Genomic DNA, 26,072 nt, shown 5'->3' with positions numbered 1-26,072 from the left:
CGCGCGAAGAGCGTGGCCCACCAAGCCAGGTGAGCCCCCTGTTGCTTGGCACAGGGCGACAGTACAATCGTGGGCAAAGGCGGAGTCTGGGCCATCGGTGTGAGGATTGCGCGATACAACTATGGAGTTTCGATGGAGAAGGCAACAATGGCCGCACCACAGTTGGGCTTGGACGAGGGTACGGCGGTGCAGGGTGCGCTGATCCTGATCGCCGAGGATGCCACCGAGATCGCCGAGATCCTGGCCGCCTACCTGGCCCGCAGCGGCATGCGCAGCGTGCACGCGGCCGATGGTGCCAAAGCGCTGGAACTGCATCTCTCGCTCAAGCCGGACCTGGTGCTGCTGGACATCCAGATGCCGCTGGTCAATGGCTGGCAGGTGCTGGCGCAGATCCGCCAGCGCGGCCATACACCGGTGATCCTGCTCACCGCACTGGACCAGGACGTGGACAAGCTCACGGGCCTGCGCATCGGTGCCGATGACTACGTGGTCAAGCCCTTCAATCCGGCCGAAGTGGTGGCGCGCGTGGAAGCGGTACTGCGGCGCAGCCTGCCGCGCGATGCGCGCGATGACAGGCGCATCCTGCGGGTGCCTCCTTTCGTGATCGACTTCGAACAGCATGAGGTGGTGGCCGAGATCGAGGGAGTGCGCCACACCCTGGTGCTGACCCTGACCGAATTCAAACTGCTGGCGCAGCTGGCGCGCGCACCGCGCCGCGTGTTCAGCCGCGCCGAACTGCTGGCGACCTGCCTGCCCGAAGGCGATACCCTGGAACGCACCGTGGACAGCCACGTCAGCAAGCTGCGCAAGAAGCTGGAAGACCTCGGCCTGACCGGCATCCCGTTGAGCATCCGCGGGGTCGGCTACCGCTTCGGGGCGGGTAGCTGAATGGCGCGCGGCAAGGCCGGCATGAAACCCGGCAACGATCTCATCACCCTCTGGCGCGGCAAGGGACTGGCGCGCCAGATCATCCGCTCCATCGCCATCCTGGCGTTGAGCATCATGCTGATGGTGATGCTGGGCTCGTACGCGTTCTATTCGACCATGTTCATCCTGCTGCCCACGGCGCTCTCGGCACCGGATAGCTGGCTGCCCTCGCTGGCGGAATGGGGCTGGATCATCGTGAGCACGGCCATTGGCGTGACCATCGCGGTGTGGGTGGCGATGCGCCTGTCGCGCCGCATCCTCACGCCGCTCAATTCGGTGGCCACCAGCCTGCGCCGCGTGGCGCAAGGCGACCTGGCCGCACGCGCGGCGACCGAGCGGCAACCGCTGGACGAGGCTTCGCAACTCATCAGCGACTTCAACGCCATGGCCGAACGCCTGGAGCGTGCGCAGCAGGAGCGCATCTTCTGGAACGCCGCGATTGCCCATGAACTGCGGACGCCCGTGACGATCCTGCGCGGGCGTTTGCAGGGCTTGTCCGATGACGTGTTCCAGCCGGATCCGGCGCTCTTTGCCAGCTTGCTGGTGCAAGTGGAAGGACTGGGCCGACTGATCGAGGATTTACGTACCGTCGGCCTGGCCGAGAGCGGCCACCTGCGCATCCAGTTGCAGCAGACCGATCTGCGGCACGAGGTCATGACGGTGCTCAAGGCTTGCGAGGCGGCACTGCAGGAAAAGGGTTTCACCCTCACCTTCGCGCTTGGTGCGCACGCCGCGGTATGCGACCCGCTGCGCATTCGCCAGGCCTTGCTGGTCCTGCTGGAAAACGCCCTGCAACATGCCACGCCGGGGCCCTTGCGCATCAGTACCAAGCAGATCGATGGCCAGCACTGCCTGCGGGTGGAGGACAGCGGCCCCGGCTTGGGGGCGACGGACGCCCGGCGGATCTTCGACGCCTTCCAGCGTGGCGCGCATGCGGCCGAGGCGGCGCCCAAGGGGAGCGGCCTGGGACTGGCCGTGGTGCGCGCCATCGCCAGCGCGCATCAGGGCCAGGCAGACTGCCGGCCCTCGGACCTGGGCGGGAGCTGTTTCGAACTGCGCTGGCCGGGATGAAACCGCCCAAAAATCGCCGGAATGTTCACGCTGTACGGATCGGCCATGCCGCCTGTCCGGCTTTCCCGGCCCGGGACTGAATTTCTGTTCACATCGCCCGCCAGCCCCCGTCCGTGGGGCGTTTCCGGCGCTAGCGCATTGCCAGCGAGCCCGACGGGTTCCTGATCTTGAAGGCGCCGACCAGCTCGCTGAGTTTGTGGGCCTGTCCCTGCATCGATTCGGCCGCCGCCGAAGCCTGCTCCACCAGGGCGGCATTCTGTTGCGTCACGTTATCCATCTGGCTGATCGCCTGCTGGACCTGCTCCACGCCCGAAGATTGCTCCTGGCTGGCCGTGCTGATCCCGGCGATGATCTCGGTCACCCGCTGCACGCTGCTGACCACTTCGTCCATGGTGCTGCCGGCCTGGTTGACCAGCTGGCTGCCAGCATCGACCTTGCTCACCGAGTTGTCGATGAGCTCCTTGATTTCCTTGGCGGCGGCTGCCGAGCGTTGTGCCAGGCTGCGCACCTCGCTGGCCACCACCGCAAAGCCGCGCCCCTGCTCGCCTGCGCGCGCCGCCTCCACGGCCGCGTTCAAGGCCAGGATATTGGTCTGGAAGGCGATGCCGTCGATCACGCCGATGATGTCGACGATCTTCTTGGACGAGGCGTTGATCGCGCCCATCGTTTCCACCACCTGCGTGACCACCGCCCCGCCGCGCTGTGCCACGGCCGAGGCGGCGCTGGCCAGTTCGCTGGCGAGCCGGGCGTTGCCCGCATTCTGCTTGACGGTGGAAGTGATTTCTTCCATCGACGAGGCGGTTTCTTCCAGCGAGCTGGCTTGCTGCTCGGTGCGGGTGGACAGGTCCAGCGTACCGGCGGCGATCTCGGTGGCCGAATTGTCGATGCGATAGGCACCGTCGCGCACGTCGGTGACGATGGTCTGCAAACCCGCCTGCATGGTGCGCAGGGCCTCCAGCAATTCGCCGGTCTCGCCCTTGATGTTGCCGTTGATCTCGGCCGTCAGGTCGCCTTGCGCCACGCGCCGCGCCACGCTGGCGGCATGGGCCAGGGGATCGCGGATGGCCTTGTAGACCAGCATGAGGGTACAGGCCAGCACCACCAGTGCCACCCCGATGAGCGCGTAGAACAGCGCCGACATTTTTGCCGAGTGAGCGCGAGCTTGCTCGACACGCGCCGAGGTGCGGGCCTCGAGCATGGCAAAGAACTGGTCGACCGGCCGCATGATGTTGGCCTTGTTGACGTGATACGCATGGTCGTGCATGAGTTCGCGCGCCTTGGCCAGGTCGGGATCGCCGCGCCGGGTGAAGTTGCCTTGGGCATCCTGGTAGAGCCCCTTGACCATGTTCATGGCCATCGTTTCGGTTTTCACCAGGGCATCCGAATTGGCCTTGGCTTCGCCCAGCTTGGCCAGCTCGGCCTCGCTGAAGCCGGCCCGGCGCATCAGCTCGATCAGGGCGACGCTGTGGCTGCTGTCCGGACGGGGCGGCTTGCCATCGGCGGCCACGAAGTCCCAATAGATGCGGTCATAGTTTTCCGGACGGGGCTTCTTGCCGTCACGAATGGCCAGGATCGCCTCGTACTGTTTCTCATAGGCAGGATCGGCGGTGACGACGTAGGTCCGCGCCAGCCGGGTCAGGTCGTCCGAACTCTGGCGCAATTCAGTGGCCAGGCGGAACGATTCATAACGGTTTTCATTGGCTGCATTGAGATCGGCTTCGCTTTGCTCCAGCACCATCGCGACCAGCACGATGGCGAGCATGAGCAGGCTGATCACCGTGGTGAGCAGGATGAAGATCTGACGGATGGTGAAGCGGCCAATGAGCGACGTTTTCATGAAGAGTCCCTATGGAAGAGATTCACTCGGGCGCTCTGGACGCAGCGCACCGAAGTGGGCTTGGCAAAAATCACGATTTAACATTAATTTAAATAAATAAACTAAATTAACGATGCAAAATTTATTTTATTAGTTATATTTGATTTTTCAATGGTCTTTACTGATGAGCTCAGTGTTTTTTCCCGGGAAAAAGACAAGGATTTTCCTGATTGACGGTTTTTTGATGAAGAAGTGGGGGAAGCTGGCTTGCCTGCAGCCAAACCGGCCTGAGAAGGCGGCATCAGAAGTCATTGATGAGGCGCATTGTCTTGCGTCTGCGCATGCTGCACGGGGGGCCAGGATGTGTATATTTTGGCTTCGCACCTGAGCACCGATGCAAGACCATCACAAGATCACGGGCCGCTACAGCTTGAACCAGGCCAAGGGGGATGAAATGTGGAGAGTCACCATCACGAGGGCGATCCTGATCGCCGCATTGCTGCCGTGGACGATGGCGCCAGCCAGGTCAGAGGAAGTCCGGCCGGTGAAGCTGGGCTTGAGCGCCTGGCTGACGCAGCCCATCGTGCAAAGTGCCTGGCGCGGCGCGGAGATGGCCGTCGAGGATGGCAACGCCCTGGCTGCGCGGAAGAAGTCTTCGTATCGTTTTCGCCTGCTGGCCCAGGATGACCAGGGAACCGCCAATTTCGGCGTCAACGTGGCGCGTTACTTCATCAAGGAAAAAGTCGCCGGTGTCATTGGTCCCTGGAGCAGCGATGCCGCCATGGCCACGGCAGAACTGTACGAAGCGGCCCGCATCCCGCAGATCGGCTTTACGGCCGGTACCAGCCAGTGGACCAGCCAGGGCAACCGCATGCCGTTCCGGGTGGTGGGCGGGACGGCAGATGTGGGTGCGGTGCTGGCCGAGGTAGCGGCGAACAGCCTCAAGGGCAAACGTGTCTTCGTCATCCACAATGACTCTGCGTACAGCAATGCGCTCACCGATGAGCTCGCCGAGCACCTGATCAAGCGTCCGGGACTGAGTGCCACACGCTATCTGGTCGGCCGCCGCAGTACGGACTTCAGTGCGGCGATCAAGGCCGCGACCCAGTATCAGGCCGATGTGATCGTGTTCCTTGCGCTGTTTCCGCAGGCGGCGGCCTTCGTCGAGGAAGTGCGGCGCACCGGGCTGGATGCCAGGCTGCTGCTGGTGGGAGGCGCCAGCACCCTGTCGTTCGGCGAAGGAGAAGTGCCGCAGGCCCATGTGCTGGAATACGAATTGGCCCGCGGGCAGTGTCCGCGCTGGAAGGCCTTCACCCAGGCCTATGTGCGGCGCTACAACGCCGCGCCCAGTCCTTATTCCTACTATGCGTATGACGCTGCCAGCATGATGATCGCCGCCATTGAGCAAGCCGATTCGACCGACGGCGAAAAGATCGCGGCCACCTTGCACCGGATGCGCCATGCGGGCCTGAGCGGGACGATCAGTTTCACGGCCAGCGGCGCCAACGCGGCGCCGCGCTTCCGGCTATACCAGTATCACAGCAAAGGGCAATGGCGCCAGGTGGGCGTGTTTCCACCGGGGGCGGGGCAGAACGAGAAATGCCAGTGAGCGCAGCCAAATAAACAGGCCCGCTCCTTGAAGAACGGGCCTCATTGTCATATGGTCGGGCACACCACCTGCACGTTCAGCGCGCCGGTTCCTCGAACACCGGCGCAGACAGATTCAACCCCAGCTGCGACAGGAATGGCGCTACCTCCTTCATCCATTGCGGCGCATTCTTGATCACGTCGAAGAAGGCGTGACCGTCCGAGCCGAACCAGGGCAGCTGCACGAAACGCACATTGACGTGTTCCGACAGGTAGGCCTCGGTGAGCCGCTGGGCCAGTGACGGCCCGAAGAAGCGATCATTCCTGGCATACAGCCACAGCATCGGCACATGCGTGGTGCTGGCATAACGCCTGAAGGAGTCCACCAGCTTGTCTTCATTGCAGACGTAGTTGGGGGCCTGCGAACCGCGCCCGCCGGCAAAGTTGATCACGCCCACCACGCCGGGGATGTCCAGGCTGGCCGTGGCCAATACCGCCACGCCACCGGTGGACTTGCCCAGCAGGACGATGTGTTTGCCATCGACGTAGGGCAACTGTTTGGCGTAGTCGATGGTGGCGCTGATATCGACCGCCGAACCCAGGCCGGCTTCGTAGTAGGAGGGATCGCTGCAACTGCCGTAGTTGTCGTTGCCCGGTCCGTCGGACTGGCCGTAGCCGCGCCGGATCGGATTGATGACCACAAAGCCCATGGCCGCAAACAGACGCGCCTGTTGCTGATAGATATCCGTGGTCGAGCGTCTGTCCTTGCCACTGCGCGGCGTGCCGTGATTGATCAGCAGCAGCGGAAACGGCCCCGCTCCCTCGGGGCGATATTCGGTCCCGACCAGATGCAGCATATGCCCGGAGCCGGGCTGTTCCGGCGTCGCAATGGAAATGCTTTGTTCGATGATGCCGGCATGCGCGGCGCCGGAGAGCAACAGAGAACTGCAGACAGCGAGCAGGGCGTGCAATAGCGGATTTTTATTTTTCATGAAAGATCGGTCAGGGGAGCAAGATGGCAGACTACGATTCTATTTTTGCAAAAATCCCCAGCGGCGGCGATCAGTGCACGTGCAAATTGCAATTATTTGCATAGCAAGAGACGCACATGCGAATGGCATGAAAAAACCCCTCGCTCTTTGACGGAGAGAGGGGTTCGGTGACCGGCAACTACGGCGTCTGCCCGATGGACAGAATGGGCCTGACGCGACTTCAGAAGGGAATATCGTCGTCCATGTCCGAGAAGTTCGGTGCCGGACGCTGAGCCGGCTGCTGGCGCGGCGCAGCGCCGCCGGAAGATGCAGCACCGGCGCTCTGGCGCGGGGCGCCGCCACCGTAGCTGCCACCGCCACCGCCGCCGCCGCCGCCACCATAACCGCCTTCGTCCATGCCGCCGCCACCGCCGCCGGCGCCCTGGCGGCCGCCCAGCATCTGCATGGTGTCAGCGATGATTTCGGTGGTGTAGCGTTCCACGCCTTCCTTGTCCTGCCACTTGCGGGTCTGCAGGCGGCCTTCGACGTAGATCTGCGAGCCCTTCTTGAGGTATTGGCCGGCGATTTCAGCGAGCTTGCGGTAGAAGGTGATGCGATGCCATTCGGTGAGCTCCTTCTTTTCGCCGGTGTTCTTGTCCTTCCAGCTTTCGGTCGTGGCGACGGCGATGTTGGTGACGGCTTCGCCGTTGGGCATGTAGCGTGTTTCCGGATCGCGCCCGAGATTGCCGACGATGATGACTTTGTTGACCGATGCCATTGTTTCTCCTGAATACGTTTAGGCTGTTGCACCCGCCGCCTGCGCAGAGCGGCGCGGCAGGTTTTTCATGTTAGCCGCGATTATAAGCCAGGTCAGGGTGAGCACGGCTGACAAGAGAAAGACGGCGGAATTCCCCACATTTTGTTTGAGCCAGCCCCCCAGGGCGCCGCCGCAGGACAGTCCCAGCGCCTGCAAGGTGTTGTACACCCCGAGCGCTGCACCCTTGGCCGCTGGCGGTGCGATGCGGGAGACCAGCGAGGGCTGGGCCGCTTCCAGGATGTTGAAGGCGACGAAGAACAGGAACAGCAGCGCCACCAGCATCCACACCTTGGCCAGCGGGTGCGACAGCACCGCCCAGAAGCCCAGCTGCACTACCAGCATCAGGCTGATGGCGCCAATGAAGACCGGCTTCATGCGGCCATATTTCTCGGCCACGAAGATGGGCGGCAGCATCAGCACGAAGGAAGCCAGCACCACCGGCAGGTAGATCTTCCAGTGTTCGCCCAGCGGGATGCCGGCCAGTTGCACCAGCGCAGCCGGCACCACCATGAACATGGCGACCTGGGTCAGGTGCAGCGTGAAGACGCCGAAGTTGAGCCGCAGCAGTTCCGCATGGCGCAAGACCTCGGACAACGCCACGCGGCGTGCCTGCACCATCGGTGCGGCCGGCACCACCCAGACCACCACCGCAATGGCGATCAGCGAGAGCACGCCGGTCAGGCCGAAGATGCCGCCCATGCCGATGGACTTGTAGAGCAGCGGCGAGGCCACCATCGAGACGGCAAAGGTCACGCCGATGGAGGCGCCCACCATGGCCATGGCCTTGGTGCGATGCTCTTCACGGGTGGAATCGGCAATGAAGGCGGTGATGGCCGCCGAGATCGCGCCCGATCCCTGCAGCGCCCGGCCGATCAGCAGCCACAGCACGCTCTGGGCGCCGGCCGCAACGAAGGAGCCCAGCGCAAAGAGCAGCAAGCCGATGACAATGATGCGCTTGCGGCCGTAGCGGTCGGACGCAATCCCGTAGGGAATCTGCCCGCAGGCCTGTGCCAGGCCGTAGATGCCCAGGGCGATGCCGACCAGGGTGTCGCTGTCACCACCCGGCAGGCTGTGCGCATGCACCGCGAACACCGGCAGCACCAGGAACAGGCCCAGCATGCGCAGGGAAAAAATGGAGGCAAGGGAAACGCTGGCGCGCACCTCGGCGCGCGACATGCCGGATTTTTCTGGCTGTGCGATGGAACGGGTGTGGTGGGACATACGATTCGTGGCTGGCGTTGGCGGCTGCCCGGCCAATGATGAAATGGTGCAAACCCGGCCAGGGCAAAAACCGTATGGTAACAGGATAGTCCGGCCGACCGGCAGCACCGGGCCAGCAATACGGTCCCATCCAGCGGGATTGACGCGCTTCCATGTCCTGCATCAAGCCCCCGCGCCCTGCCCAAGGGCAGCTGGCGTGGCGCGAATGACGCGAATCCTGACAAGTTGCCCCAAATCTTCACAAGATTGCTGACAAATCTGTCATGTTAGACACACATTGTGCCAAAATATGGCATTGCTCATTTTTTCTGCAGTGCTCATAACAGGTGCCGCTTCCCTCACCGGAAGTTTTAGCCCGGCAACAATCTTCGCCAAGAAAAATAAGGCAATCACGCGTAATGGGGGAGAAAACCCGGACGCAGAGGATGGCGAACAGGCTAGGCGGTGCCACGTATTGGACGGCACGCTGGTTGGCGTGCGCAGCCTCGAGATCCCTGGTTTTCCGTTTTCGTTTGTTGCGCGGGCAGCGCAGGCTGCTCGCATCCGTCTATTCAGCATGTTCTTATTCGATTCGCTCACCGAAGACAAGCCGAGCGCTTCCCGATCTGCGCACCTGTCCTCAGCGGCCGGCCAGCGCCGCCTGCCCGCGCGCCTGGCCTGGCTGCTGCTGGTCCTGGCCGGCGCTGCGTGGCTGCTGCCGGGCATCTTCGGCCATGGTCCCTGGAAGCAGGATGAAACCTATACCTTCGGCATGATCCATCACATGCTGGTCTCCGGGGAATACCTGGTGCCCACCAATGCCGGCCAGCCTTTCATGGAAAAGCCGCCGCTCTATTACTGGACGGCCATGCTGCTGGCCAAGCTGGCCTACCCGCTGCTGCCCTATGACGAAGGCGCCCGCCTGGCCAGCGTGTTCTACAACCTGGTCACGCTGGTATTCGTGGCCAAGATCGCCAGGATGATGTGGGGCGAGCGCAACCTGATGAGCCTGCCGGTACTGGCGACCCTGGCGCTGTTCGCCGGTTCGCCGGGTATGGTCAAGCATGCCCATGACATGTTTACCGACGTCGCGCTGGTGACCGGCGGCGCCATGGCCACCTACGGCCTGCTGGCCATCGCCTTGAACGAGGAGCGCCGCACGCCCTCGTGGAGCGCCGCCTTCTGGTTCGGCCTGGGCGTGGGCATCACCGAGATGACCAAGGGCCTGTTCGTGCCGCTGACCTTTGCTGCCACGGCGATGGCCATCGGCATGATGGTGCCGGCCTGCCGCTCGCGCTCGTACTGGAAGATGGTCGGTGCCGCGGTGCTGGTCTCGCTGCCCTTCTTCGTGATCTGGCCGGTGCTGCTGGCCCAGCACTCCATGCCGCTGTTCATGGAATGGTTCTGGGATAACAACGTGGGCCGCTTCTTCGGTTTCTCGGTCAAGAAGCTGGGGTCGGACAACGACCACACCGTGATCCTGCGCGCGCTGACCGGCTTCGCCCTGCCGGGCTCGATCCTGGCCGTGCTGGCGCTGGCCAGCGGCGACTGGCGTGGGCTCCGTGCGCCCAAGGTGGCGCTGCCACTGGCCTTTGGCGCCATCAGCCTGGCCGTGCTGCAGAGCTCGGCCACGGCGCGCCAGCTCTATCTGCTGCCGGTACTGCTGCCGCTGGTGATGCTGGGTGCGCGTGCGTTGCCGCGCCTGCCTGCAGCGGCCAACCTGGCCTGGGACTGGTTCTCGCGCCTGGGCTTCGGCGCATTGGCCATCGGCATCTGGGCGACCTACATCGTCTCGACCTTGCCGGCCGACCAGCACCAGTCCATCGCCTTCATGGGCAAGTGGCTGCCGCTGAGCTTCGTGACGCCCATCGAACCGCTGGCCGTGCTGGCCGCCGGTGCCATGAGCATCCTGTGGATCGCCTCGCTGGGCCTGCTGCGCCAGACGGGCCAGTGGCGTGGCGCCTTCTCCTGGTTTGGCGGCATCACCCTGATGTGGGGCCTGGCCTTCACCCTGCTGCTGCCCTGGGCGGATTACGGCAAGAGTTATGAATACGTCTACGCCGATCTCAAGGCCAAGATCGGCCCGGCGTGGCAAGAAGGCGATTGCATGGCCAGCCAGGCGCTGGGCGAATCGGAAGCACCGATGCTGTACTACTACACCGGCATCCTGCACCAGCCCATCAATGGGATCGACAAGACCGAATGCCGCTGGCTGATCCAGGAAATGCCCGATGCCGGCAAGCGCCCGCACGGCCCTTGGACACTGTTCTGGGAAGGCCGCCGGGATGGCGACGAGGGTCAGTTGTTCAAGATCTACCGGCGCGCCGGCTGACGCCGGCTTGCTGAACATGCAACAACACGGGAGCCGGCCATGCGCCGGCTTTTTTCTTGCCTGGCCGCGCCGACATCTTCATTTGATGAGGCCCCTGCAGGCGATTTCCTGCGGCATGTGCGCTACAGGCCCGGGGCTTTTTTCACTGCCGCGCTTTCAATCTGACCGGTCATGCCCACATGCGTGATCTGCCGCTGCAGCCCCGCCTGCCGGCCATTCGCAGTCCTGTTATAGTTACATGTTGTCCCACCGCTGCTCCGCGCACGGCGTCATTCCACGCGGCGGCAGGAAACCCCTAGCTGAAGGCATCCATGGAAGAAATTCGCATTCGCGGCGCGCGCACGCACAATCTCAAGAATATCAACCTAGACCTCCCCCGCAACAAGCTCATCGTCATCACCGGCCTGTCCGGTTCGGGCAAGTCGTCGCTGGCCTTCGATACGCTGTATGCCGAGGGCCAGCGACGCTACGTGGAGTCGCTGTCGGCCTATGCGCGGCAGTTCCTGCAACTGATGGAAAAGCCTGATGTGGACATGATCGAGGGCCTCTCCCCGGCCATCTCCATCGAGCAGAAGGCGACCTCGCACAACCCGCGCTCTACCGTCGGCACGGTCACCGAGATCCACGACTACCTGCGCCTGCTGTACGCCCGCGTCGGTACGCCCTATTGCCCGGACCACCCCGAACATCCGCTGGAGGCGCAGTCGGTCTCGCAGATGGTCGATGCCGTGCTGGCGCTGCCCGAAGACACCAAGCTGATGATCATGGCCCCCGTGGTGGCCAACCGCAAGGGGGAACACGCCGACCTGTTCGAGGAGATGCAGGCCCAGGGCTTCGTGCGTTTCCGCATCCAGAGCGGCACCGGCACGGCCAAGGTCTATGAGGTCGACGAGCTGCCCAAGCTGAAGAAGACCGAGAAGCACACCATCGACGTCGTGATCGACCGCGTGAAGGTCAAGGCGGAGATCAAGCAGCGCCTGGCCGAAAGCTTCGAAACCGCACTGCGCCTGGCCGATGGCCGGGCGATTGCACTGGAAATGGACAGCGGCAAGGAACACCTGTATTCCAACAAGTTCGCCTGCCCCATCTGCGGCTATTCGCTGCAGGAACTGGAGCCGCGCCTGTTCTCCTTCAACAATCCCATGGGTGCCTGCCCGGAGTGCGATGGCCTGGGCCATATCGAATTCTTCGATCCCAAGCGCATCGTCGCCTTCCCCAACCTGTCGCTGGCCTCCGGCGCCATCAAGGGCTGGGATCGCCGCAACCAGTTCTACTTCCAGATGCTCACCAGCATCGCCGCCTTCTACGATTTCGATCTGGATGTGCCCTTCGAGCAGCTCGACGACAAGGCGCAGCAGGCCGTCCTGTACGGCTCGGGGCGCCAGACCATTCCGTTCGCCTACGTCAACGAGCGTGGCCGCACGGTGATCAAGGAGCACACCTTCGAAGGCGTGGTCAACAATCTGCAGCGCCGCTATCGCGAAACCGATTCGATGGCCGTCAAGGAAGAACTGGCCAAGTTCATCAACGAGAAGCAGTGCCCCTCCTGCCACGGTGCCCGCCTGCGCGTGGAAGCGCGCTATGTGAAGGTCGGCGCCGGCAAGCAGCAGCGCGCCATCTATGAAGTCGCCGCCACGCCGCTGCGCGAGACGCTCTCCTTCTTCGAGACCCTGAAGCTGACCGGCGCCAAGAAGGAAATCGCCGACCGCATCATCAAGGAAATCGTCTCGCGCCTGACCTTCCTCAACAACGTCGGCCTGGACTATCTCTCGCTGGAACGCAGCGCCGATACGCTCTCGGGCGGTGAAGCCCAGCGCATCCGCCTGGCTTCGCAGATCGGCTCGGGCCTGACCGGCGTGATGTACGTACTGGATGAGCCCTCCATCGGCCTGCACCAGCGCGACAACGATCGCCTCATCGATACCTTGAAGCACCTGCGCGACATCGGTAACACCGTGCTGGTGGTGGAGCACGACGAAGACGCCATCCGCACCGCCGACTACGTGGTCGACATGGGCATCGGCGCGGGCGTGCATGGCGGCGACGTGATCGCCCATGGTCCGCTGGCGGACATCCTCAAGAACAAGAAGTCGCTGACGGCCAAATACCTCAATGGCTCGCTGGAAATCGCGGTACCCAAGAAGCGCACGCCGTGCGATGAATCGCGCATGTTGACCATCACCGGCGCCACCGGCAACAACCTGAAGAACGTCGATCTGGAATTGCCGGTCGGTCTCCTGACCTGCGTGACCGGCGTCTCCGGCTCGGGCAAGTCGACCCTGGTCAACGACACGCTGTACCTGTCGGCGGCACGCCACCTGTACGGTTCGCAAACCGAACCGGCAGAACACGAAGCCATCGGCGGACTGGAACACTTCGACAAGGTGATTGCAGTGGACCAGGCACCGATCGGCCGCACTCCGCGTTCCAATCCGGCCACCTATACGGGCCTGTTCACGCCGATCCGCGATCTGTTTGCCACCGTGCCGATGGCCAAGGAGCGCGGCTACAGTGCCGGGCGCTTCTCCTTCAACGTCAAGGGCGGCCGCTGCGAAGCCTGCCAGGGCGATGGCGTCATCAAGGTGGAGATGCACTTCCTGCCGGACGTGTACGTGCCCTGCGACGTCTGCCACGGCAAGCGCTACAACCGCGAAACGCTGGAAGTGCAATACAAGGGCAAGAACATCACCGAGATCCTCGACATGACGGTGGAAGACGCGCACGAGTTCTTCAAACCCGTGCCGCTGATCGCCCGCAAGCTGCAGACGCTCTTGGACGTGGGCCTGGGCTACATCAAGCTGGGCCAGAGCGCCACCACGCTCTCGGGCGGCGAGGCGCAGCGCGTGAAGCTGTCGCTGGAACTGTCCAAGCGCGATACCGGCCGCACGCTCTACATCCTGGATGAACCGACCACCGGCCTGCACTTCCACGACATCGACCTGCTGCTCAAGGTGATCCACCGCCTGCGCGACCAGGGCAATACGGTGACCATCATCGAGCACAACCTGGACGTCATCAAGACCGCCGACTGGATCATCGACCTCGGTCCCGAGGGCGGTGCGGGCGGTGGCCGTATCGTGGCCGCCGGTACGCCCGAAGAGGTGGCCAGGAACCCGGCCAGCGTCACCGGCAAATACCTGGCGCCTTTGCTGAAGAAGAAAACGAAGTAAAAAAAGAAGTCCGGACTTGCGCCCGCGCAAAACGATACAGAAAATCAGACCATCTGTATCTTGCGCGGCGCCGGCCAAGGCATACAGTCATGCTCCTGGCCGCCATCCGGCGCACTATCAAGGCCGTCCCGTCCGCCACGAACGGGACGGCGTGCAACCCCGAAAGTCCATCATGTCGAACCCGCTGTCCCCCGCCCAGGTCGCCTTCTTCCGCGAACAGGGTTATCTCCTGCTCCAGGGCATGGTCCCTGATACCCTGCGCGAGCGCATGCTCGCCGTCACCCGGGACCACCTGCAGCGCGCCGTCGCCCCGCTGGAATACGAAGCCGAGGTCGGCTACGAAGGTGCCCCCGCCTCGCTGGAGGCCGAAGGTGGCCGTACCGCACGGCGCCTGCGCGCGGCCTGGCAGCGCGATCCGGTGTACCGCGAATGGGCGGGCGACCGGCAGCTGGTGGCCATGCTGCACCAGCTGTTCGAGGAACCGGTCTGCCTTACCCTGGCGCATCACAATTGCGTGATGACCAAGCATCCGGCCTTTGGCACCGCCACCGGGTGGCATCGCGACATCCGTTACTGGTCCTTCCCGCGCAACGAGCTCATTTCGGTCTGGCTGGCCCTGGGCACAGAAACGCCGGAGAACGGCGCACTCAAGTTCATCCCCGGCTCGCACAAGCTCAAGCTGCAGCCGGAACAGATGGATGAACTGGATTTCCTGCGCCCCGACGTTGCGGCCAACCAGGCCCTGTTCGCCCAGGGCATTGCGCTGTCACTGGCGCCGGGCGACGTGGTGCTGTTCCATAGTGGCCTGTTCCATGCCGCTGGCCGTAACGATAGTGACCAGGTGAAGTGCTCGGCCGTGTTCGCCTATCACGGCAAAAGCAACCCGCCCTTGCCGGGCACCCGTTCGGCCGCGTCCGAGAATGTGGCCCTGGACAGTTGATCCAACTGTACTGGCGAACTGGGCGTCACTGTACCGGTACGGTTCAAGGCACCGAGCTGGAACACGCTGAGCGCCTGTTCCAGTTTCGCGGTCTGCTGCTGCAAGGCCGCCGCCGAGGCGGTGGCCTGCTCGACCAGCGCGGCATTCTGCTGGGTTGAGCTGTCCATGAGCACGATGGCGCGGTCGATCTCCTGAATCCCGTTGCTCTGCTCCTGGCTGGCGGCACTGATCTCGCTGACCATATCGGTCACCTTGCGCACACTGGCCACGACTTCTTCCATGGTCTGCCCGGCCTGGTTCACCAGGACCGTTCCCTTGCCCACCTTGTCCACCGAATCGTCGATCAGATCCTTGATCTCGCGGGCCGCAGCTGCAGCCCGCTGCGCCAGCGAGCGCACCTCGGCGGCCACCACGGCGAAGCCGCGTCCCTGCTCGCCGGCGCGCGCCGCTTCCACTGCGGCATTGAGGGCAAGAATATTGGTCTGGAAGGCAATGCCATCGATCACACCGATGATGTCGACGATGCGGGTGGAGGAGCGATTGATGGAGTCCATGGTATCGACCACTTCGCGCACCACCTCGCCGCCACGGGCCGCGACCTCCGAGGCTGAGGCCGCCAGTTGATTGGCCTGGCTGGCATTGTCGGCATTCTGCTTGACGGTAGAGGTGAGCTGGGTCATGGCCGATGCCGTTTCTTCCAGCGAAGCGGCCTGCTGCTCGGTGCGTGCCGACAGATCCTGGTTGCCGCTGGCGATTTCGCGCGAGGCCTGGGCAATGGTATCGGTGCTGGCCCGTACGGTACTGACGATGTGATGCAGCCGGGCCGTCATTTCCTTCAAGGCCTGCATCACCTGGCCGGTTTCATCCTCGCTGCGCACCGTCACCTCGCGGCTCAGGTCGCCCGCTGCAACCGCCTGCGCCACCGCCACGGCCTGCCCAAGGGGCTGCGAAATGGCGCGGATGAGCAGCAAGGCCTCCACGATGGCCAACACAATCCCGACGGCCATCGCCGCGCTGACGATGAACATGAGCTGCTTGTAATCCTCCTGTCCCTTCTCGTACAACTCCCGTCCGACACGGATCTGCAATTGCTTCAGCTGGCTCAGGGTCTCCTGGGTCTGGCTCCAGATCTTGCGCATGGCGCCGCCATGGATGTCGTCCGCAGTCTGGAAACTGCGCTTGCGCAAGGCCGCGATGGAAAGCTGGACACCTTCCTCCACGAAGCGCTGGCGCAATTTGAGAAACTGGTCCAGCAGCGCCACTTCGTCGGGCGTCAGGTAGGTGGCCTGGTAGGACTTGATGACCGGCTCGACCGACAGCAGCGACTTTTCGATCTTGTCCAGGCGCCGGTCGATTTCGTCCGGGTTCCAGCCCTCGCTGGAGTCCAGGGTAATGATGCCGTAGATGCCGTTGTTGGCTGATTCGAGCAGGGACTCGATTTGTTCGAGGTAGGCATAGGCCACCAGTCGATCCTCATAGAGCGAACGCATCTGATGATTGGTGGCGCGCATCGATACCAGGCCCACCGTGCCCGAGCTGACCAGCATGATGGCCAGGAAGCCCATGGCCAGCAGCAGGCGCACCCGAATGCTCAGGCGATTCAGATGGCGCAGTCCGGGGAACGGCAAATGCAGGCCGGGATGGCCTGCGGCGTGCGATTGGATTGGCTTGCTCAACATTCTCTCCCTATCGTTGTTTGGGGATAACGATGGGAGTGTTGCGCATCTTTTCAGGAAACGGCTGACATTTGCCGACCAATCCTGACCGGCCTGCCGGCCTTGCCCCGCGCCCTGCTGCACCGGGACAAGGCACCCAGGCATCAATGCAGCAGCAAACCGCCCTTGCCAGGCAAGGAAGGGGCCCGCGGTGCGGCAAGCGAATGCGCGACCACGCCCGGCGCGGCTGCAAGTCCGGCAGGGCCGCCGAGCCGGAACACGCTGACCGCTTCTGACAGACGGGACGCCTGCTCCTGCATCGACTGCGCGGCGGCGGCAGCCTGTTCCACCAGCGCGGCGTTCTGCTGCGTGGTTTCATCCATCTGCGTGATGGCATTGTTGACTTCTTCGATGCCCTGGCTTTGTTCCTGGCCGGCTGCACTGATGTCGGTCACCACTTCGCTCACACGCTGCACGCTCTTGACCACTTCGTCGATGGTCTGCCCGGCCTGCGCCACCAGCGCGCTGCCACTGCCCACGCGCGTGACCGAATCATCGATGAGGACCTTGATTTCCTTGGCCGCCGCCGCCGAGCGCTGGGCCAGTGAACGTACTTCCGAGGCCACCACCGCAAAGCCGCGGCCCTGCTCGCCGGCGCGCGCCGCTTCCACGGCGGCGTTCAGGGCCAGGATGTTGGTCTGGAAGGCAATGCCATCGATCACGCTGATGATGTCGACGATCTTGCTGGAGGACTGGTTGATGGAGCTCATGGTATCGACCACCTGGCGCACCACTTCACCGCCACGCACCGCCACCTGCGAGGCCGATTGCGCCAGTTCCTTGGCTTGCTGCGCATTGTCGGCATTGTGGCGCACGGTGGAGGTCAGTTGTTCCATGGCCGAGGCGGTTTCTTCGAGCGCACCAGCTTGCTGCTCGGTGCGCGAGGAGAGGTCGAGGTTGCCATGCGCGATCTCGCTGGATGCGGTGGCGATGGTGTCCGTGCTCAGGCGCACCTGGCCCACGATATTCTGCAGGTTCTCATTCATCTGCCGCAGCGCCTGCATGAGCTGGCCGGTCTCATCCTGGCTGTGCACCTCGATGTGCTGGGTCAGGTCACCTGCCGCCACCGCTTGCGCCACGGTGACCGCGCGCTGCAGCGGACGCGAGATGGCGCGCACCAGCAGCACGCCCATCAGCAGCGCCACCACCAGGCCGGCCACCATGGCCACGCCCATCACCACCAGCAAGGTCTGATAACGCTGCTGCGCATCTTCATGCAGTTCGCGGCCGACCTTGCGCTGCAAGTCCATTAGCTGTGCCAGTGTGGTGTGCGCGTCGGCATAGAGCTTGAGCATGGCGCCACCAGACAGTTCGATGGCCCCCTGGAAATCGCGGTTGCGCAAGGCATCCGCGGCGGCCTTGATGCCGTCGGTGGCGAACTTTCGACGCTGGGGAATGAGCTTGTCCAGCAATGCGCGCTCATCACTGGTGAGCTGGGTGTCTTGATATTGCTTGACGACGGCGTCGTTGGCCTTGAGGGCTTTCTCGACTTTGTCCATGTTGGCGTCGATGTCGCCGGAATCGCCCGCGATGGAGGTGGAGATACCGTTGCGCGCCGCATCCAGTGCAGCCGACATGCGCTCCAACTGAGAGAAAGCGACCAGTCGGTCTTCATAGAGCGAGCGCATCTGCGCGTTGGTCGAGCGCAGGCCGACCAGGCCCAATATGCCCGAAGCCACCAGCATCAAGGCCAGAAAACCGATGACGAAAATCAGGCGAGCCCTGATGGTTAATTTGCTGAACATGTTCCTCCTGGACTTCACTTTTGTTTTCTATGCAACGGATTCATTGTGTGAACCCGTAGTCCTGATGCGGACAGAGCGCCGATGAGGCCGCTTCGCTGCCGCGAGGAAACACTAGCATTTCTCGTACCAGGGGAACAGGCCCGTGCTGGGCCGTGGAGCTGTAAATTTTTGGCAGGCTGGAATGATGAGATGACGTGCTGATGTCTATCCGACAAGCCGCTGTGGATCAGCCTCGCAGCCGATCGGTGCTATTTGCTGAGCAGCCGCTTTTCCGCTCGCAGGATGCTTTCCGAACTGCCGCGCAAGACCACGATGTCACCGGCCATGAGCACGGTCTCTTCGGGCGCGTCCAGACGCTGCTTGCCACGCCGCAGCATGGCAATCTCGGCCCCGCAGTACGTCGGCAGATCGATCTCGGCCAGGGTATGGCCGAGCGCGCTGGCGCCTTCGATCAGGGTCACCGATTGCAGGCGCACGTTCATGCCCACGCCATCGGCTTCGGCGTCCGACATGCCGTGGAAATAACCGCGCAGCGAGGCGTAGCGCTCATCGCGTGCATCCTGCACCCGGTGCACCACGCGGCGCAGCGGCACGCCCAGCATCACCAGCGCGTGCGAAGCCAGCATGAGGCTGCCTTCCAGCGCTTCGGGCACGACTTCGGTGGCGCCGGCAGCGAGCAGCTTTTCCAGATCGGCATCGTCGTGGCTGCGCACGATGACCGGCAGCTCGGGTTCCAGTTCATGCGCGTGATGCAGGACCTTCAAGGCCGAGGGTGTGCTGGCATAAGTCACCACCAGCGCGGCGGCGCGGTGGATGCCGGCGGCCACCAGGCTCTCGCGCCGGGCGGCATCGCCGTAGGAGACGCTGGCGCCCCCATTGCGGGCGTCCTGCACCAGTTCCGGATCCATCTCAAGCGCGTGGTAGGCGATGCCCTCCTCTTCCAGCAGACGCGCCAGACTCTGGCCGCTGCGGCCGAAGCCGGCGATGATCACGTGCTTCTGCACACCCATGGTGCGGGTGGCCAGCTGGGTCAAGGCCAGCGATTGCAGCATCCATTCATTGGCAGAGAGCTTCATGACGATGGCATCGGACTGGGCCAGGATGAAGGGCGTGGCCAGCATCGACAGCACCATCGCCGCCAGGATCACCTGGATCAGCAGGGGATCGACCAGCTTGAGGCCACCGGCCTGGCTCAGCAGCACGAAGCCGAACTCGCCCGCCTGCGCCAGCCCCAGGCCCACGCGCAGCGCCACGCCGGTGCTGGAGCCAAACAGGCGCGCGAGGGCGGCGATGAGGCCGAACTTGAGCAGTACGGGACCAGTCAGCAAGACCAGCACCAGGAACCAGTGATCGATCAGCGTACGTACATTGAGCAGCATGCCGATGGTGATGAAGAACAGGCCCAGCAGGACGTCGCGGAAAGACTTGATGTCTTCTTCCACCTGATGCTTGAACTCGGTCTCGGAGATCAGCATGCCGGCGATGAAGGCGCCCAGGGCCAGCGACAGGCCGGCCTTCTCGGTGATCCACGCCGCGCCCAGGGTGATGAGCAGCAGGTTGAGCATGAACAATTCCTGCGAGCGGCGCTTGACCACGATGCGGAACCAGCCACGCATGAGCTTGCTGCCGAAGAACAGCAACAGCGCCAGCACCACCAGTGCCTTGCCCACGGCCCAGCCCAGCGTGACCATGATGTTGCCGGAATTGTTGGCCAGCGCCGGCACCACGATCAGCAAGGGCACCAGGGCCAGGTCCTGGAACAGCAGCACGCCGAGGATGCGGCGGCCGTGTTCGGTTTCCAGCTCCAGCCGTTCGGTGAGCAGCTTGGAGACGATGGCCGTGGAAGACATGGTGAGTGCGCCGCCCAGCGCGAAGGCCGCCTGCCAGCTCACGTTGATGAATTGCGGCAGCACCATGGCCGCGCCCCAGGCCAGCAGCATGGTGGCGGCAATGGTCGTGGCCACCTGCGCCACGCCCAGTCCGAAGACGATGTGGCGCATGGCCGAAAGCTTGGAGAGCGAAAACTCCAGCCCGATCGAAAACATCAGGAACACCACGCCGAACTCGGCCAGGGCATGGGTGGTCTCGTTGTCCTCGGCAAAGGCCAGGCCGTGCGGGCCGATGATGATGCCCACCACCAGATAGCCCAGCATGGGCGGCAACTGCATCATGCGGAAGGCGACCACGCCCAGTACCGCCGCAGCCAGAAGGAAAAGGGTCAGTTCCAGTCCGGAAAACATCGCTTGTCGGGTTTCTCGTCAAAGGCCACGGAAACGCGGCTGATTTGGATATGAACGTTTTGATAACGCACCAGCACGGAGCAGTCAAACCAGCCGGCGGGTAAGGGGGGGACCCCATCTTGGCAGGGATTGCCTTAGAATTCACATGTGCGGCACAACAACAGCAGAGTTGTTCACACCCGGCAAAGACCGTTCCAGGTCTGCCGCCATGCCGCCCTGGCACCCGGCCCGAGCCGGAATCCCCCTGTGGACGCGGTGCTGCGGCGCGACGCAAAGCTGCACTTCACATCAATTCCAGCAGCATTCCCTTACATCTGGCAAGTTTTTTGCTTTGCTAATTCGTTTATACTTCGGTTATGAGTGTAACCGATGACAAAACTACGTCTGCATCTTTTTCGGCCGGGGCTGCCCGCCGTGCCATCGCACTGGCACGCCAGACCCTGCAGATCGAAGCCGATGCCATCCTGGCGCTGAAAGAGCGTCTCAGCGACGACAGCGCAGAGCCGCTGGCCCAGGCCGTGCAGGCTTTGCTGCAATGCGATGGGCGCGCGGTGGTCTCGGGGATCGGCAAGTCCGGCCACATCGGCCGCAAGATCGCCGCCACCCTGGCCTCCACCGGCACGCCGGCGCTGTTCATGCATCCGGCCGAAGCCGCGCACGGCGACCTGGGCATGGTGACGGCGCGCGACGTCTTCATCGCCATCTCCAATTCGGGCGAAACGGCCGAGCTGCTGGCCATCGTTCCCATCATCAAGCGCATGGGCACGGTCATCATCGCCATGACCGGCAATGACAACTCTTCACTGGCCAGGCTGGCTGCCGTCCACCTCAACGTCGGCGTGGCCAAGGAAGCCTGTACCCTCAACCTGGCCCCGACGGCCAGCACCACGGCCACGCTGGCCATGGGCGATGCCCTGGCGGTGTCGCTGCTGGATGCACGCGGTTTCGTCGAGGAAGATTTTGCGCGCTCCCATCCCGGTGGCGCCCTGGGCCGCCGCCTGCTGACCCACGTGCGCGACGTCATGCGCAGTGGCGAGGCCATTCCTGCCGTGCGTCCGGATGTGTCGCTATCGGCCGCGCTGATGGAAATCACCCGCAAGGGCATGGCCATGACCGCCGTGGTGGATGAGCAGTTCCGTCCCATCGGCGTATTCACCGATGGCGACCTGCGCCGCCTGCTGGAGCGTGGCCAGGACTTCGCCGGGTTCAGCATTGCCGAGGTCATGCATGCCAATCCGCAGACCGTTGACCAGGACCAGCTGGCGGTTGATGCCGTGCAGTTGATGGAACAGTTCCGCATCAACCAGTTGCTGGTCACCGATGCGGCCGGCGTGCTCACGGGTGCGCTGCACATCCACGACCTCACCCGCGCCAAGGTGATCTGATGAACGCGCCAGCTTTCGCCAGCACCCTTCCCGCTGCCGCGCTCGCCAAGGCAGCTGCGGTGCGCCTGATGATCTTTGACGTGGATGGCGTACTCACCGACGGTGGCCTGTTCTACGGCGACGACGGGGAAGTCTTCAAGCGCTTCAATGCCCTGGACGGCCACGGCATCAAGATGATGCAGCAATACGGCACGGCCGCGGCCATCATCACCGCGCGCCAGTCACCCTATGTGGTGCGCCGCGCCCGCGACCTGGGCATCGCCCATGTGTTCCAGGGCGTGCACGACAAGCGCCAGGCCTTCGAACAATTGCTGCAGCAGGTGCAGCTCACGCCCCAAGCCTGCGGCTATCTGGGTGACGACATCATCGACCTGCCGGTGTTGACCCGCGTGGGCTTCAAAGCCTGTGTGGCCAATGGCCATCGCGAGGTGAAGGCGCGCTGCGATTACGTGACCCAGGCCAGCGGCGGCCATGGTGCCGTGCGTGAAATCTGCGACCTGGTGCTGGCGGCACAAGACAACTACGAGGCGGCGCTGGCGCCGTACCTGGCATGAGCGGGCGCAGCGGCGAGCGCAATGCCGAGCGCATCCGCCTGGCCGTGATCCTGGTGATCCTGATCGGCGCGGCGCTGGGTAGCTTCTGGGTGATGCAAGCCATGCGTGCGGCCGGCGACCAGCAGCCGGCGCAGCGCCCGCGCGGCAAACCCGACTATTATCTGGACAACTTCAGCTACGTGAAGATGGGCCCCACCGGCCTGCCGCGCTATGACGTCTCCGGGATCAAGATGGTGCACTTCCCCAGCGACGACTCCTTCGAGATCACCAAGCCGGTAGTGCACAACCTGGACCAGAACCAGGCGCCCATGGAACTCTATTCGGACACCGCGCGCGTGACCGATGACCAGACCCAGATTCACATGTACGGCAACGCCAATGCCATCCGCTCCCCGTACAAGGGCCGCGAGGAAATGCACCTGGTCTCGGAATACCTGCTGCTGTTGCCCGACGATGAAATCGTCAAGACCGACAAGCCGGTAGCCATGACCATGGGCACCACGCGCCTGAACGGCGTGGGCATGCTGGCCAACAACGCAACCCAGGTGGTGCAGCTGTTCGGCAACGTACGCGGCTATTACGAGCCCACCCCCAAGAAACGCTAAGCCGGTTGAATCCGACACAAGAACGCCAAGAACCGACCAGACAGGAAACCAATGAAACGCTCACTCTTACTGCCGATGCTGATGCTGGCTGCCGTGTGCGGCGTGGCCAACGCCGAGAAGGCGGACTCCACCAAGCCCACCAACATCGAGGCAGACCAGATGGTCTATGACGACGTGCGCCAGGTGAAGACCTTCACCGGCAACGTGGTCATGACCCGCGGCACTCTCATCATCAAGGCCGGCCGGGTGGTATTGACGACCGATCAGTACGGTTATGAAAACGCCGTGTTGTACGCCGCGCCCGGTGCGCTGGCCAACTTCCGCCAGAAGCGCGATGGCGGTCCCAACCTGTGGATCGAAGGACAGGCCGAGCGCATCGAGTATTCGGAGCAGACCGAAGTCTCCAAGCTGTTCCAGCGCGCCCACATCCAGCGCATGGATGGCGACCGCATCACCGATGAAGTCAACGGCGAGTTCATTTCCTATGACAGCCGCGCCGAGTTCTATTCGGTCAACAACACCGCCAGCGGCGAGAGCAAGCCCGGCGCAGGCCGCATCACGGCCGTGATCCAGCCCAAGAATCCGCCGCCGGATGGCAGCGCCGTGCCGGCCCAGCCGGCCGCCAAGACCACGCCGGCGCAGCCTGCACCGCGTCGCCAGACCGGAAAGGACCAGTAACGATGACCGCCAGCTCGCTGGTCGTTCGCGGCCTGAAGAAAAGTTATGGCGCGCGCCAGGTGGTGCGCGACGTCTCGATGGAAGTGCGCAGCGGTGAAGTGGTCGGACTGCTCGGCCCCAATGGTGCCGGCAAGACCACCTCGTTCTACATGATCGTGGGCCTGGTGCCTTCCGATGGCGGCGAGATCGCGCTGGACGACACCGCCATTTCACGCATGCCCATCCACAAGCGTGCCACCATGGGCTTGTCCTATCTGCCGCAGGAAGCCTCGGTGTTCCGCAAGCTGACGGTGGAAGACAATATCCGCGCGGTGCTGGAACTGCGCCGTGAAGAAGGCAAGCCGCTCTCGCGCGATGAAGTCGAGGGCCGCCTCAACAACCTGCTGCATGAACTGCAGATCGAGAAGCTGCGCGAGAGCCAGGCCTTGTCGCTCTCCGGCGGTGAGCGCCGCCGCGTGGAAATCGCCCGCGCACTGGCCACCGATCCGCGCTTCGTGCTGCTCGATGAACCCTTTGCCGGTATCGACCCGATTGCCGTGATCGAGATTCAGCGCATCGTGCGCTTCCTGAAGGAACGCGGCATCGGCGTGCTCATCACCGACCACAACGTGCGCGAGACGCTGGGCATCTGCGACCGCGCCTACATCATCAACCAGGGCACGGTGCTGGCCAGCGGCAGTCCGGAAGAGATCATCGCCAACGAATCGGTGCGCCGCGTGTATCTGGGCGAACACTTCCGCATGTAAGCAGGTCAACCTACTGACGCAACGACAGGCAGTGCAACCAGCGGACCACGCCGCTTCCAGAAAGACAGATGAAACAGTCTCTCCAGTTACGTACCTCGCAGCACCTCGCATTGACGCCGCAACTGCAGCAGTCGATCAGACTGTTGCAGCTGTCGACGCTGGAACTGCACCAGGAACTGGAACAGATCCTCTCGGACAATCCCTTGCTGGAGCGCCTCGACGATGCGCTCGACAATTCGGTGCGCCTGCTGGCCGATGGCGCCGTCTCCAGCTCTCCCTCCAGCGGCGTGGCGGATACCTCGGGCGAAGGCAGCGCCGAACCGGCGCCGGCCGCCGCCGATGGCGATTCCAGTTTTGACTACCAGGACAACAATCCCGACAACGGCGTCACCGGTGACGCCGACTGGAGCTTCGACGACGTGGCCCGCAGCGGCAAGTCGCCCGACGACGACGACGCCCGCCCGCAACTCGAAGCCCATGAACTGACCCTGCGCGAGCACCTGCTGGAACAGATCCGCGTGACCGCACGCACCCAGCGCGACCGCGCCCTGCTGGAGCTGCTCACCGATGCGCTCGACGAGAGCGGCTATCTCGAAGAGCCCCTGGAAGACATCCTCGCGCGCCTGCCCGAAGAACTGGGCATCGACATGGAAGAGCTGTCGATTTCCCTGAAGCTGCTGCAGAGCCTGGACCCGGCCGGCGTCGGTGCGCGCAGTGCCGGTGAATGCCTGGCCCTGCAGATCCGGCGCCTGCCCAAGATCCCCTTCGTCACGCGCAAGCTGGCGCTGCGCATCGTGGAAGATTACCTGCCGCTGTTCGCCCAGCGCGACTTCAACAAGATCAAGAAAGCCCTCGATTGCGATGACGAAGACCTGCGCGAAGCCCAGGCCGTGATCCGCCAGTGCCGTCCGCATCCGGGCGCCGATTTCGCGCGCGATGCCTCGGACTATGTGGTGCCGGACGTGATTGTCAAACAAACAAAGAACGGCTGGCAGGTCATGCTCAACCATGAGGTCATGCCCAAGCTGCGTGTCAATGCGATGTATGCCAGTGCGCTGAAGCAGGCCAAGGGGGAGGGATCGCTGTCGTCGCAGCTGCAGGAAGCCAAGTGGCTCATCAAGAATATGCGGCAGCGTTTCGACACGATTTTGCGAGTCGCACAGGCTATTGTGGAGCGTCAAAGAAACTTCTTTTCACATGGGGCAGTGGCCATGCGACCCCTTGTGCTGCGTGAAATTGCTGATACACTGGGTCTACACGAGAGCACCATCTCTCGCGTGACAACTCAAAAATACATGCTCACGCCGCACGGCATGTTTGAGTTGAAGTACTTCTTCGGTAGCCACGTCGCGACTGAAACCGGAGGCGAAGCCTCCTCCACCGCGATACGGGCGCTGATCAAACAGTTGATAGGAGCCGAGAACCCGCAGACCCCATTATCCGATAGCAAGATTGCGGATATGCTGGCAGAACAAGGCATGGTGGTCGCGCGACGCACAGTCGCCAAATACCGCGAAGTGTTGAAGATTCCGCCGGTCAATCTCCGCAAGTCCCTCTGAGTTTTTCCTCAGTT

General features: G+C 63.4%; 19 protein-coding genes. 12 read left to right on the top strand and 7 right to left on the bottom strand.

What is annotated here, in order from left to right; all coding sequences use genetic code 11:
- Positions 1 to 147 precede the first annotated feature (147 nt).
- Positions 148 to 888 carry a response regulator gene (locus tag ACVC5H_RS05190; protein ID WP_489622650.1) on the top strand — a complete coding sequence of 247 codons (741 nt, stop codon included), beginning with the start codon at positions 148 to 150 and terminating at the stop codon, positions 886 to 888.
- A 21-nt stretch (positions 889 to 909) separates the two neighbouring features.
- Entirely contained in the window at positions 910 to 1,998 is a 1,089-nt protein-coding gene (locus ACVC5H_RS05185; protein WP_489621318.1) for an ATP-binding protein, read from the top strand.
- A 130-nt stretch (positions 1,999 to 2,128) separates the two neighbouring features.
- Here ACVC5H_RS05185 and ACVC5H_RS05180 read toward each other — a convergent pair whose 3' ends face one another.
- On the bottom strand, positions 2,129 to 3,835 hold the full coding sequence (locus ACVC5H_RS05180; protein WP_489621317.1) for a methyl-accepting chemotaxis protein: 1,707 nt from the start codon (positions 3,833 to 3,835) through the stop codon (positions 2,129 to 2,131).
- 373 nt (positions 3,836 to 4,208) lie between these two features.
- On the opposite strand from ACVC5H_RS05180, the gene ACVC5H_RS05175 reads away from it, so the two are divergent.
- Positions 4,209 to 5,423: a branched-chain amino acid ABC transporter substrate-binding protein gene (locus tag ACVC5H_RS05175; protein ID WP_489621316.1), complete on the top strand. Its 1,215-nt coding sequence runs from the start codon at positions 4,209 to 4,211 to the stop codon at positions 5,421 to 5,423.
- A 76-nt stretch (positions 5,424 to 5,499) separates the two neighbouring features.
- On the opposite strand, the gene ACVC5H_RS05170 is transcribed toward ACVC5H_RS05175, so the two are convergent.
- From ACVC5H_RS05170 to ACVC5H_RS05160, 3 genes are all read right to left on the bottom strand, one after another.
- On the bottom strand, positions 5,500 to 6,393 hold the full coding sequence (locus ACVC5H_RS05170) for an alpha/beta hydrolase family protein (RefSeq protein WP_489621315.1): 894 nt from the start codon (positions 6,391 to 6,393) through the stop codon (positions 5,500 to 5,502).
- 220 nt (positions 6,394 to 6,613) lie between these two features.
- A complete protein-coding gene (gene ssb / locus ACVC5H_RS05165) occupies positions 6,614 to 7,150 on the bottom strand; it encodes a single-stranded DNA-binding protein (protein ID WP_489621314.1) in 537 nt (178 codons plus the stop codon).
- An 18-nt stretch (positions 7,151 to 7,168) separates the two neighbouring features.
- A complete protein-coding gene (locus ACVC5H_RS05160) occupies positions 7,169 to 8,410 on the bottom strand; it encodes an MFS transporter (RefSeq protein ID WP_489621313.1) in 1,242 nt (413 codons plus the stop codon).
- 556 nt (positions 8,411 to 8,966) lie between these two features.
- Here ACVC5H_RS05160 and ACVC5H_RS05155 point away from each other — a divergent pair.
- The 3 genes from ACVC5H_RS05155 (at position 8,967) to ACVC5H_RS05145 (ending at position 14,831) form a co-directional block, all read left to right on the top strand.
- On the top strand, positions 8,967 to 10,721 hold the full coding sequence (locus tag ACVC5H_RS05155; protein WP_489621312.1) for an ArnT family glycosyltransferase: 1,755 nt from the start codon (positions 8,967 to 8,969) through the stop codon (positions 10,719 to 10,721).
- Between the two features lie 311 nt (positions 10,722 to 11,032).
- The gene (gene uvrA, locus ACVC5H_RS05150) at positions 11,033 to 13,891 is read left to right on the top strand and encodes an excinuclease ABC subunit UvrA (RefSeq protein WP_489621311.1); all 2,859 of its coding nucleotides are present in this window, start codon (positions 11,033 to 11,035) and stop codon (positions 13,889 to 13,891) included.
- Positions 13,892 to 14,063: 172 nt separating this feature from the next.
- On the top strand, positions 14,064 to 14,831 hold the full coding sequence (locus ACVC5H_RS05145; RefSeq protein ID WP_489621310.1) for a phytanoyl-CoA dioxygenase family protein: 768 nt from the start codon (positions 14,064 to 14,066) through the stop codon (positions 14,829 to 14,831).
- Here ACVC5H_RS05145 and ACVC5H_RS05140 read toward each other — a convergent pair.
- From ACVC5H_RS05140 to ACVC5H_RS05130, 3 genes are all read right to left on the bottom strand, one after another.
- Complete coding sequence (locus tag ACVC5H_RS05140; RefSeq protein ID WP_489622649.1) at positions 14,759 to 16,396, bottom strand: methyl-accepting chemotaxis protein; 1,638 nt, start codon at positions 16,394 to 16,396, stop codon at positions 14,759 to 14,761. The two genes, ACVC5H_RS05145 and ACVC5H_RS05140, sit on opposite strands and share 73 nt — an antisense overlap.
- A 254-nt stretch (positions 16,397 to 16,650) precedes the next feature.
- Positions 16,651 to 18,291, bottom strand: coding sequence for a methyl-accepting chemotaxis protein (locus ACVC5H_RS05135; protein ID WP_489621309.1), 1,641 nt, complete (start codon positions 18,289 to 18,291; stop codon positions 16,651 to 16,653).
- 248 nt (positions 18,292 to 18,539) lie between these two features.
- Positions 18,540 to 20,531: a monovalent cation:proton antiporter family protein gene (locus ACVC5H_RS05130; protein ID WP_489621308.1), complete on the bottom strand. Its 1,992-nt coding sequence runs from the start codon at positions 20,529 to 20,531 to the stop codon at positions 18,540 to 18,542.
- A 356-nt stretch (positions 20,532 to 20,887) separates the two neighbouring features.
- Here ACVC5H_RS05130 and ACVC5H_RS05125 point away from each other — a divergent pair, with 356 nt between their 5' ends.
- From ACVC5H_RS05125 to ACVC5H_RS05100, 6 genes are all read left to right on the top strand, one after another.
- A complete protein-coding gene (locus tag ACVC5H_RS05125) occupies positions 20,888 to 21,916 on the top strand; it encodes a KpsF/GutQ family sugar-phosphate isomerase (RefSeq protein ID WP_489621307.1) in 1,029 nt (342 codons plus the stop codon).
- Positions 21,916 to 22,470 (top strand): KdsC family phosphatase, encoded by a 555-nt coding sequence (locus ACVC5H_RS05120; protein WP_489621306.1) that lies wholly within the window; start codon positions 21,916 to 21,918, stop codon positions 22,468 to 22,470. The genes ACVC5H_RS05125 and ACVC5H_RS05120 overlap by 1 nt, the downstream gene beginning before the upstream one ends.
- Positions 22,467 to 23,075, top strand: a complete 609-nt coding sequence (gene lptC, locus ACVC5H_RS05115) for an LPS export ABC transporter periplasmic protein LptC (RefSeq protein WP_489621305.1) — start codon at positions 22,467 to 22,469, stop codon at positions 23,073 to 23,075. Before ACVC5H_RS05120 ends, lptC begins: the two co-directional genes overlap by 4 nt.
- A gap of 51 nt (positions 23,076 to 23,126) precedes the next feature.
- Positions 23,127 to 23,753: a lipopolysaccharide transport periplasmic protein LptA gene (gene lptA / locus ACVC5H_RS05110; RefSeq protein ID WP_489621304.1), complete on the top strand. Its 627-nt coding sequence runs from the start codon at positions 23,127 to 23,129 to the stop codon at positions 23,751 to 23,753.
- 2 nt (positions 23,754 to 23,755) lie between these two features.
- Positions 23,756 to 24,499, top strand: coding sequence for an LPS export ABC transporter ATP-binding protein (gene lptB / locus ACVC5H_RS05105; protein WP_489621303.1), 744 nt, complete (start codon positions 23,756 to 23,758; stop codon positions 24,497 to 24,499).
- Between the two features lie 68 nt (positions 24,500 to 24,567).
- Positions 24,568 to 26,058, top strand: coding sequence for an RNA polymerase factor sigma-54 (locus ACVC5H_RS05100; RefSeq protein ID WP_489621302.1), 1,491 nt, complete (start codon positions 24,568 to 24,570; stop codon positions 26,056 to 26,058).
- Positions 26,059 to 26,072 lie beyond the last annotated feature (14 nt).

This window comes from Herbaspirillum sp. Her3 (assembly GCF_057961275.1).
Note: the sequence above shows the minus strand (reverse complement) of the source record. Positions and strands in the feature narration are given on the sequence as shown.

Bases quoted from the DNA above. Each gene is read 5' to 3' on its own strand.
- ACVC5H_RS05190 (WP_489622650.1), top strand. From the start codon at position 148: ATGGCCGCACCACAGTTGGGCTTGGACGAGGGTACGGCGGTGCAGGGT.
- ACVC5H_RS05185 (WP_489621318.1), top strand. From the start codon at position 910: ATGAAACCCGGCAACGATCTCATCACCCTCTGGCGCGGCAAGGGACTG.
- ACVC5H_RS05180 (WP_489621317.1), bottom strand. From the start codon at position 3,835: ATGAAAACGTCGCTCATTGGCCGCTTCACCATCCGTCAGATCTTCATC.
- ACVC5H_RS05175 (WP_489621316.1), top strand. From the start codon at position 4,209: ATGCAAGACCATCACAAGATCACGGGCCGCTACAGCTTGAACCAGGCC.
- ACVC5H_RS05170 (WP_489621315.1), bottom strand. From the start codon at position 6,393: ATGAAAAATAAAAATCCGCTATTGCACGCCCTGCTCGCTGTCTGCAGT.
- ssb (WP_489621314.1), bottom strand. From the start codon at position 7,150: ATGGCATCGGTCAACAAAGTCATCATCGTCGGCAATCTCGGGCGCGAT.
- ACVC5H_RS05160 (WP_489621313.1), bottom strand. From the start codon at position 8,410: ATGTCCCACCACACCCGTTCCATCGCACAGCCAGAAAAATCCGGCATG.
- ACVC5H_RS05155 (WP_489621312.1), top strand. From the start codon at position 8,967: ATGTTCTTATTCGATTCGCTCACCGAAGACAAGCCGAGCGCTTCCCGA.
- uvrA (WP_489621311.1), top strand. From the start codon at position 11,033: ATGGAAGAAATTCGCATTCGCGGCGCGCGCACGCACAATCTCAAGAAT.
- ACVC5H_RS05145 (WP_489621310.1), top strand. From the start codon at position 14,064: ATGTCGAACCCGCTGTCCCCCGCCCAGGTCGCCTTCTTCCGCGAACAG.
- ACVC5H_RS05140 (WP_489622649.1), bottom strand. From the start codon at position 16,396: ATGGGCTTCCTGGCCATCATGCTGGTCAGCTCGGGCACGGTGGGCCTG.
- ACVC5H_RS05135 (WP_489621309.1), bottom strand. From the start codon at position 18,291: ATGTTCAGCAAATTAACCATCAGGGCTCGCCTGATTTTCGTCATCGGT.
- ACVC5H_RS05130 (WP_489621308.1), bottom strand. From the start codon at position 20,531: ATGTTTTCCGGACTGGAACTGACCCTTTTCCTTCTGGCTGCGGCGGTA.
- ACVC5H_RS05125 (WP_489621307.1), top strand. From the start codon at position 20,888: ATGAGTGTAACCGATGACAAAACTACGTCTGCATCTTTTTCGGCCGGG.
- ACVC5H_RS05120 (WP_489621306.1), top strand. From the start codon at position 21,916: ATGAACGCGCCAGCTTTCGCCAGCACCCTTCCCGCTGCCGCGCTCGCC.
- lptC (WP_489621305.1), top strand. From the start codon at position 22,467: ATGAGCGGGCGCAGCGGCGAGCGCAATGCCGAGCGCATCCGCCTGGCC.
- lptA (WP_489621304.1), top strand. From the start codon at position 23,127: ATGAAACGCTCACTCTTACTGCCGATGCTGATGCTGGCTGCCGTGTGC.
- lptB (WP_489621303.1), top strand. From the start codon at position 23,756: ATGACCGCCAGCTCGCTGGTCGTTCGCGGCCTGAAGAAAAGTTATGGC.
- ACVC5H_RS05100 (WP_489621302.1), top strand. From the start codon at position 24,568: ATGAAACAGTCTCTCCAGTTACGTACCTCGCAGCACCTCGCATTGACG.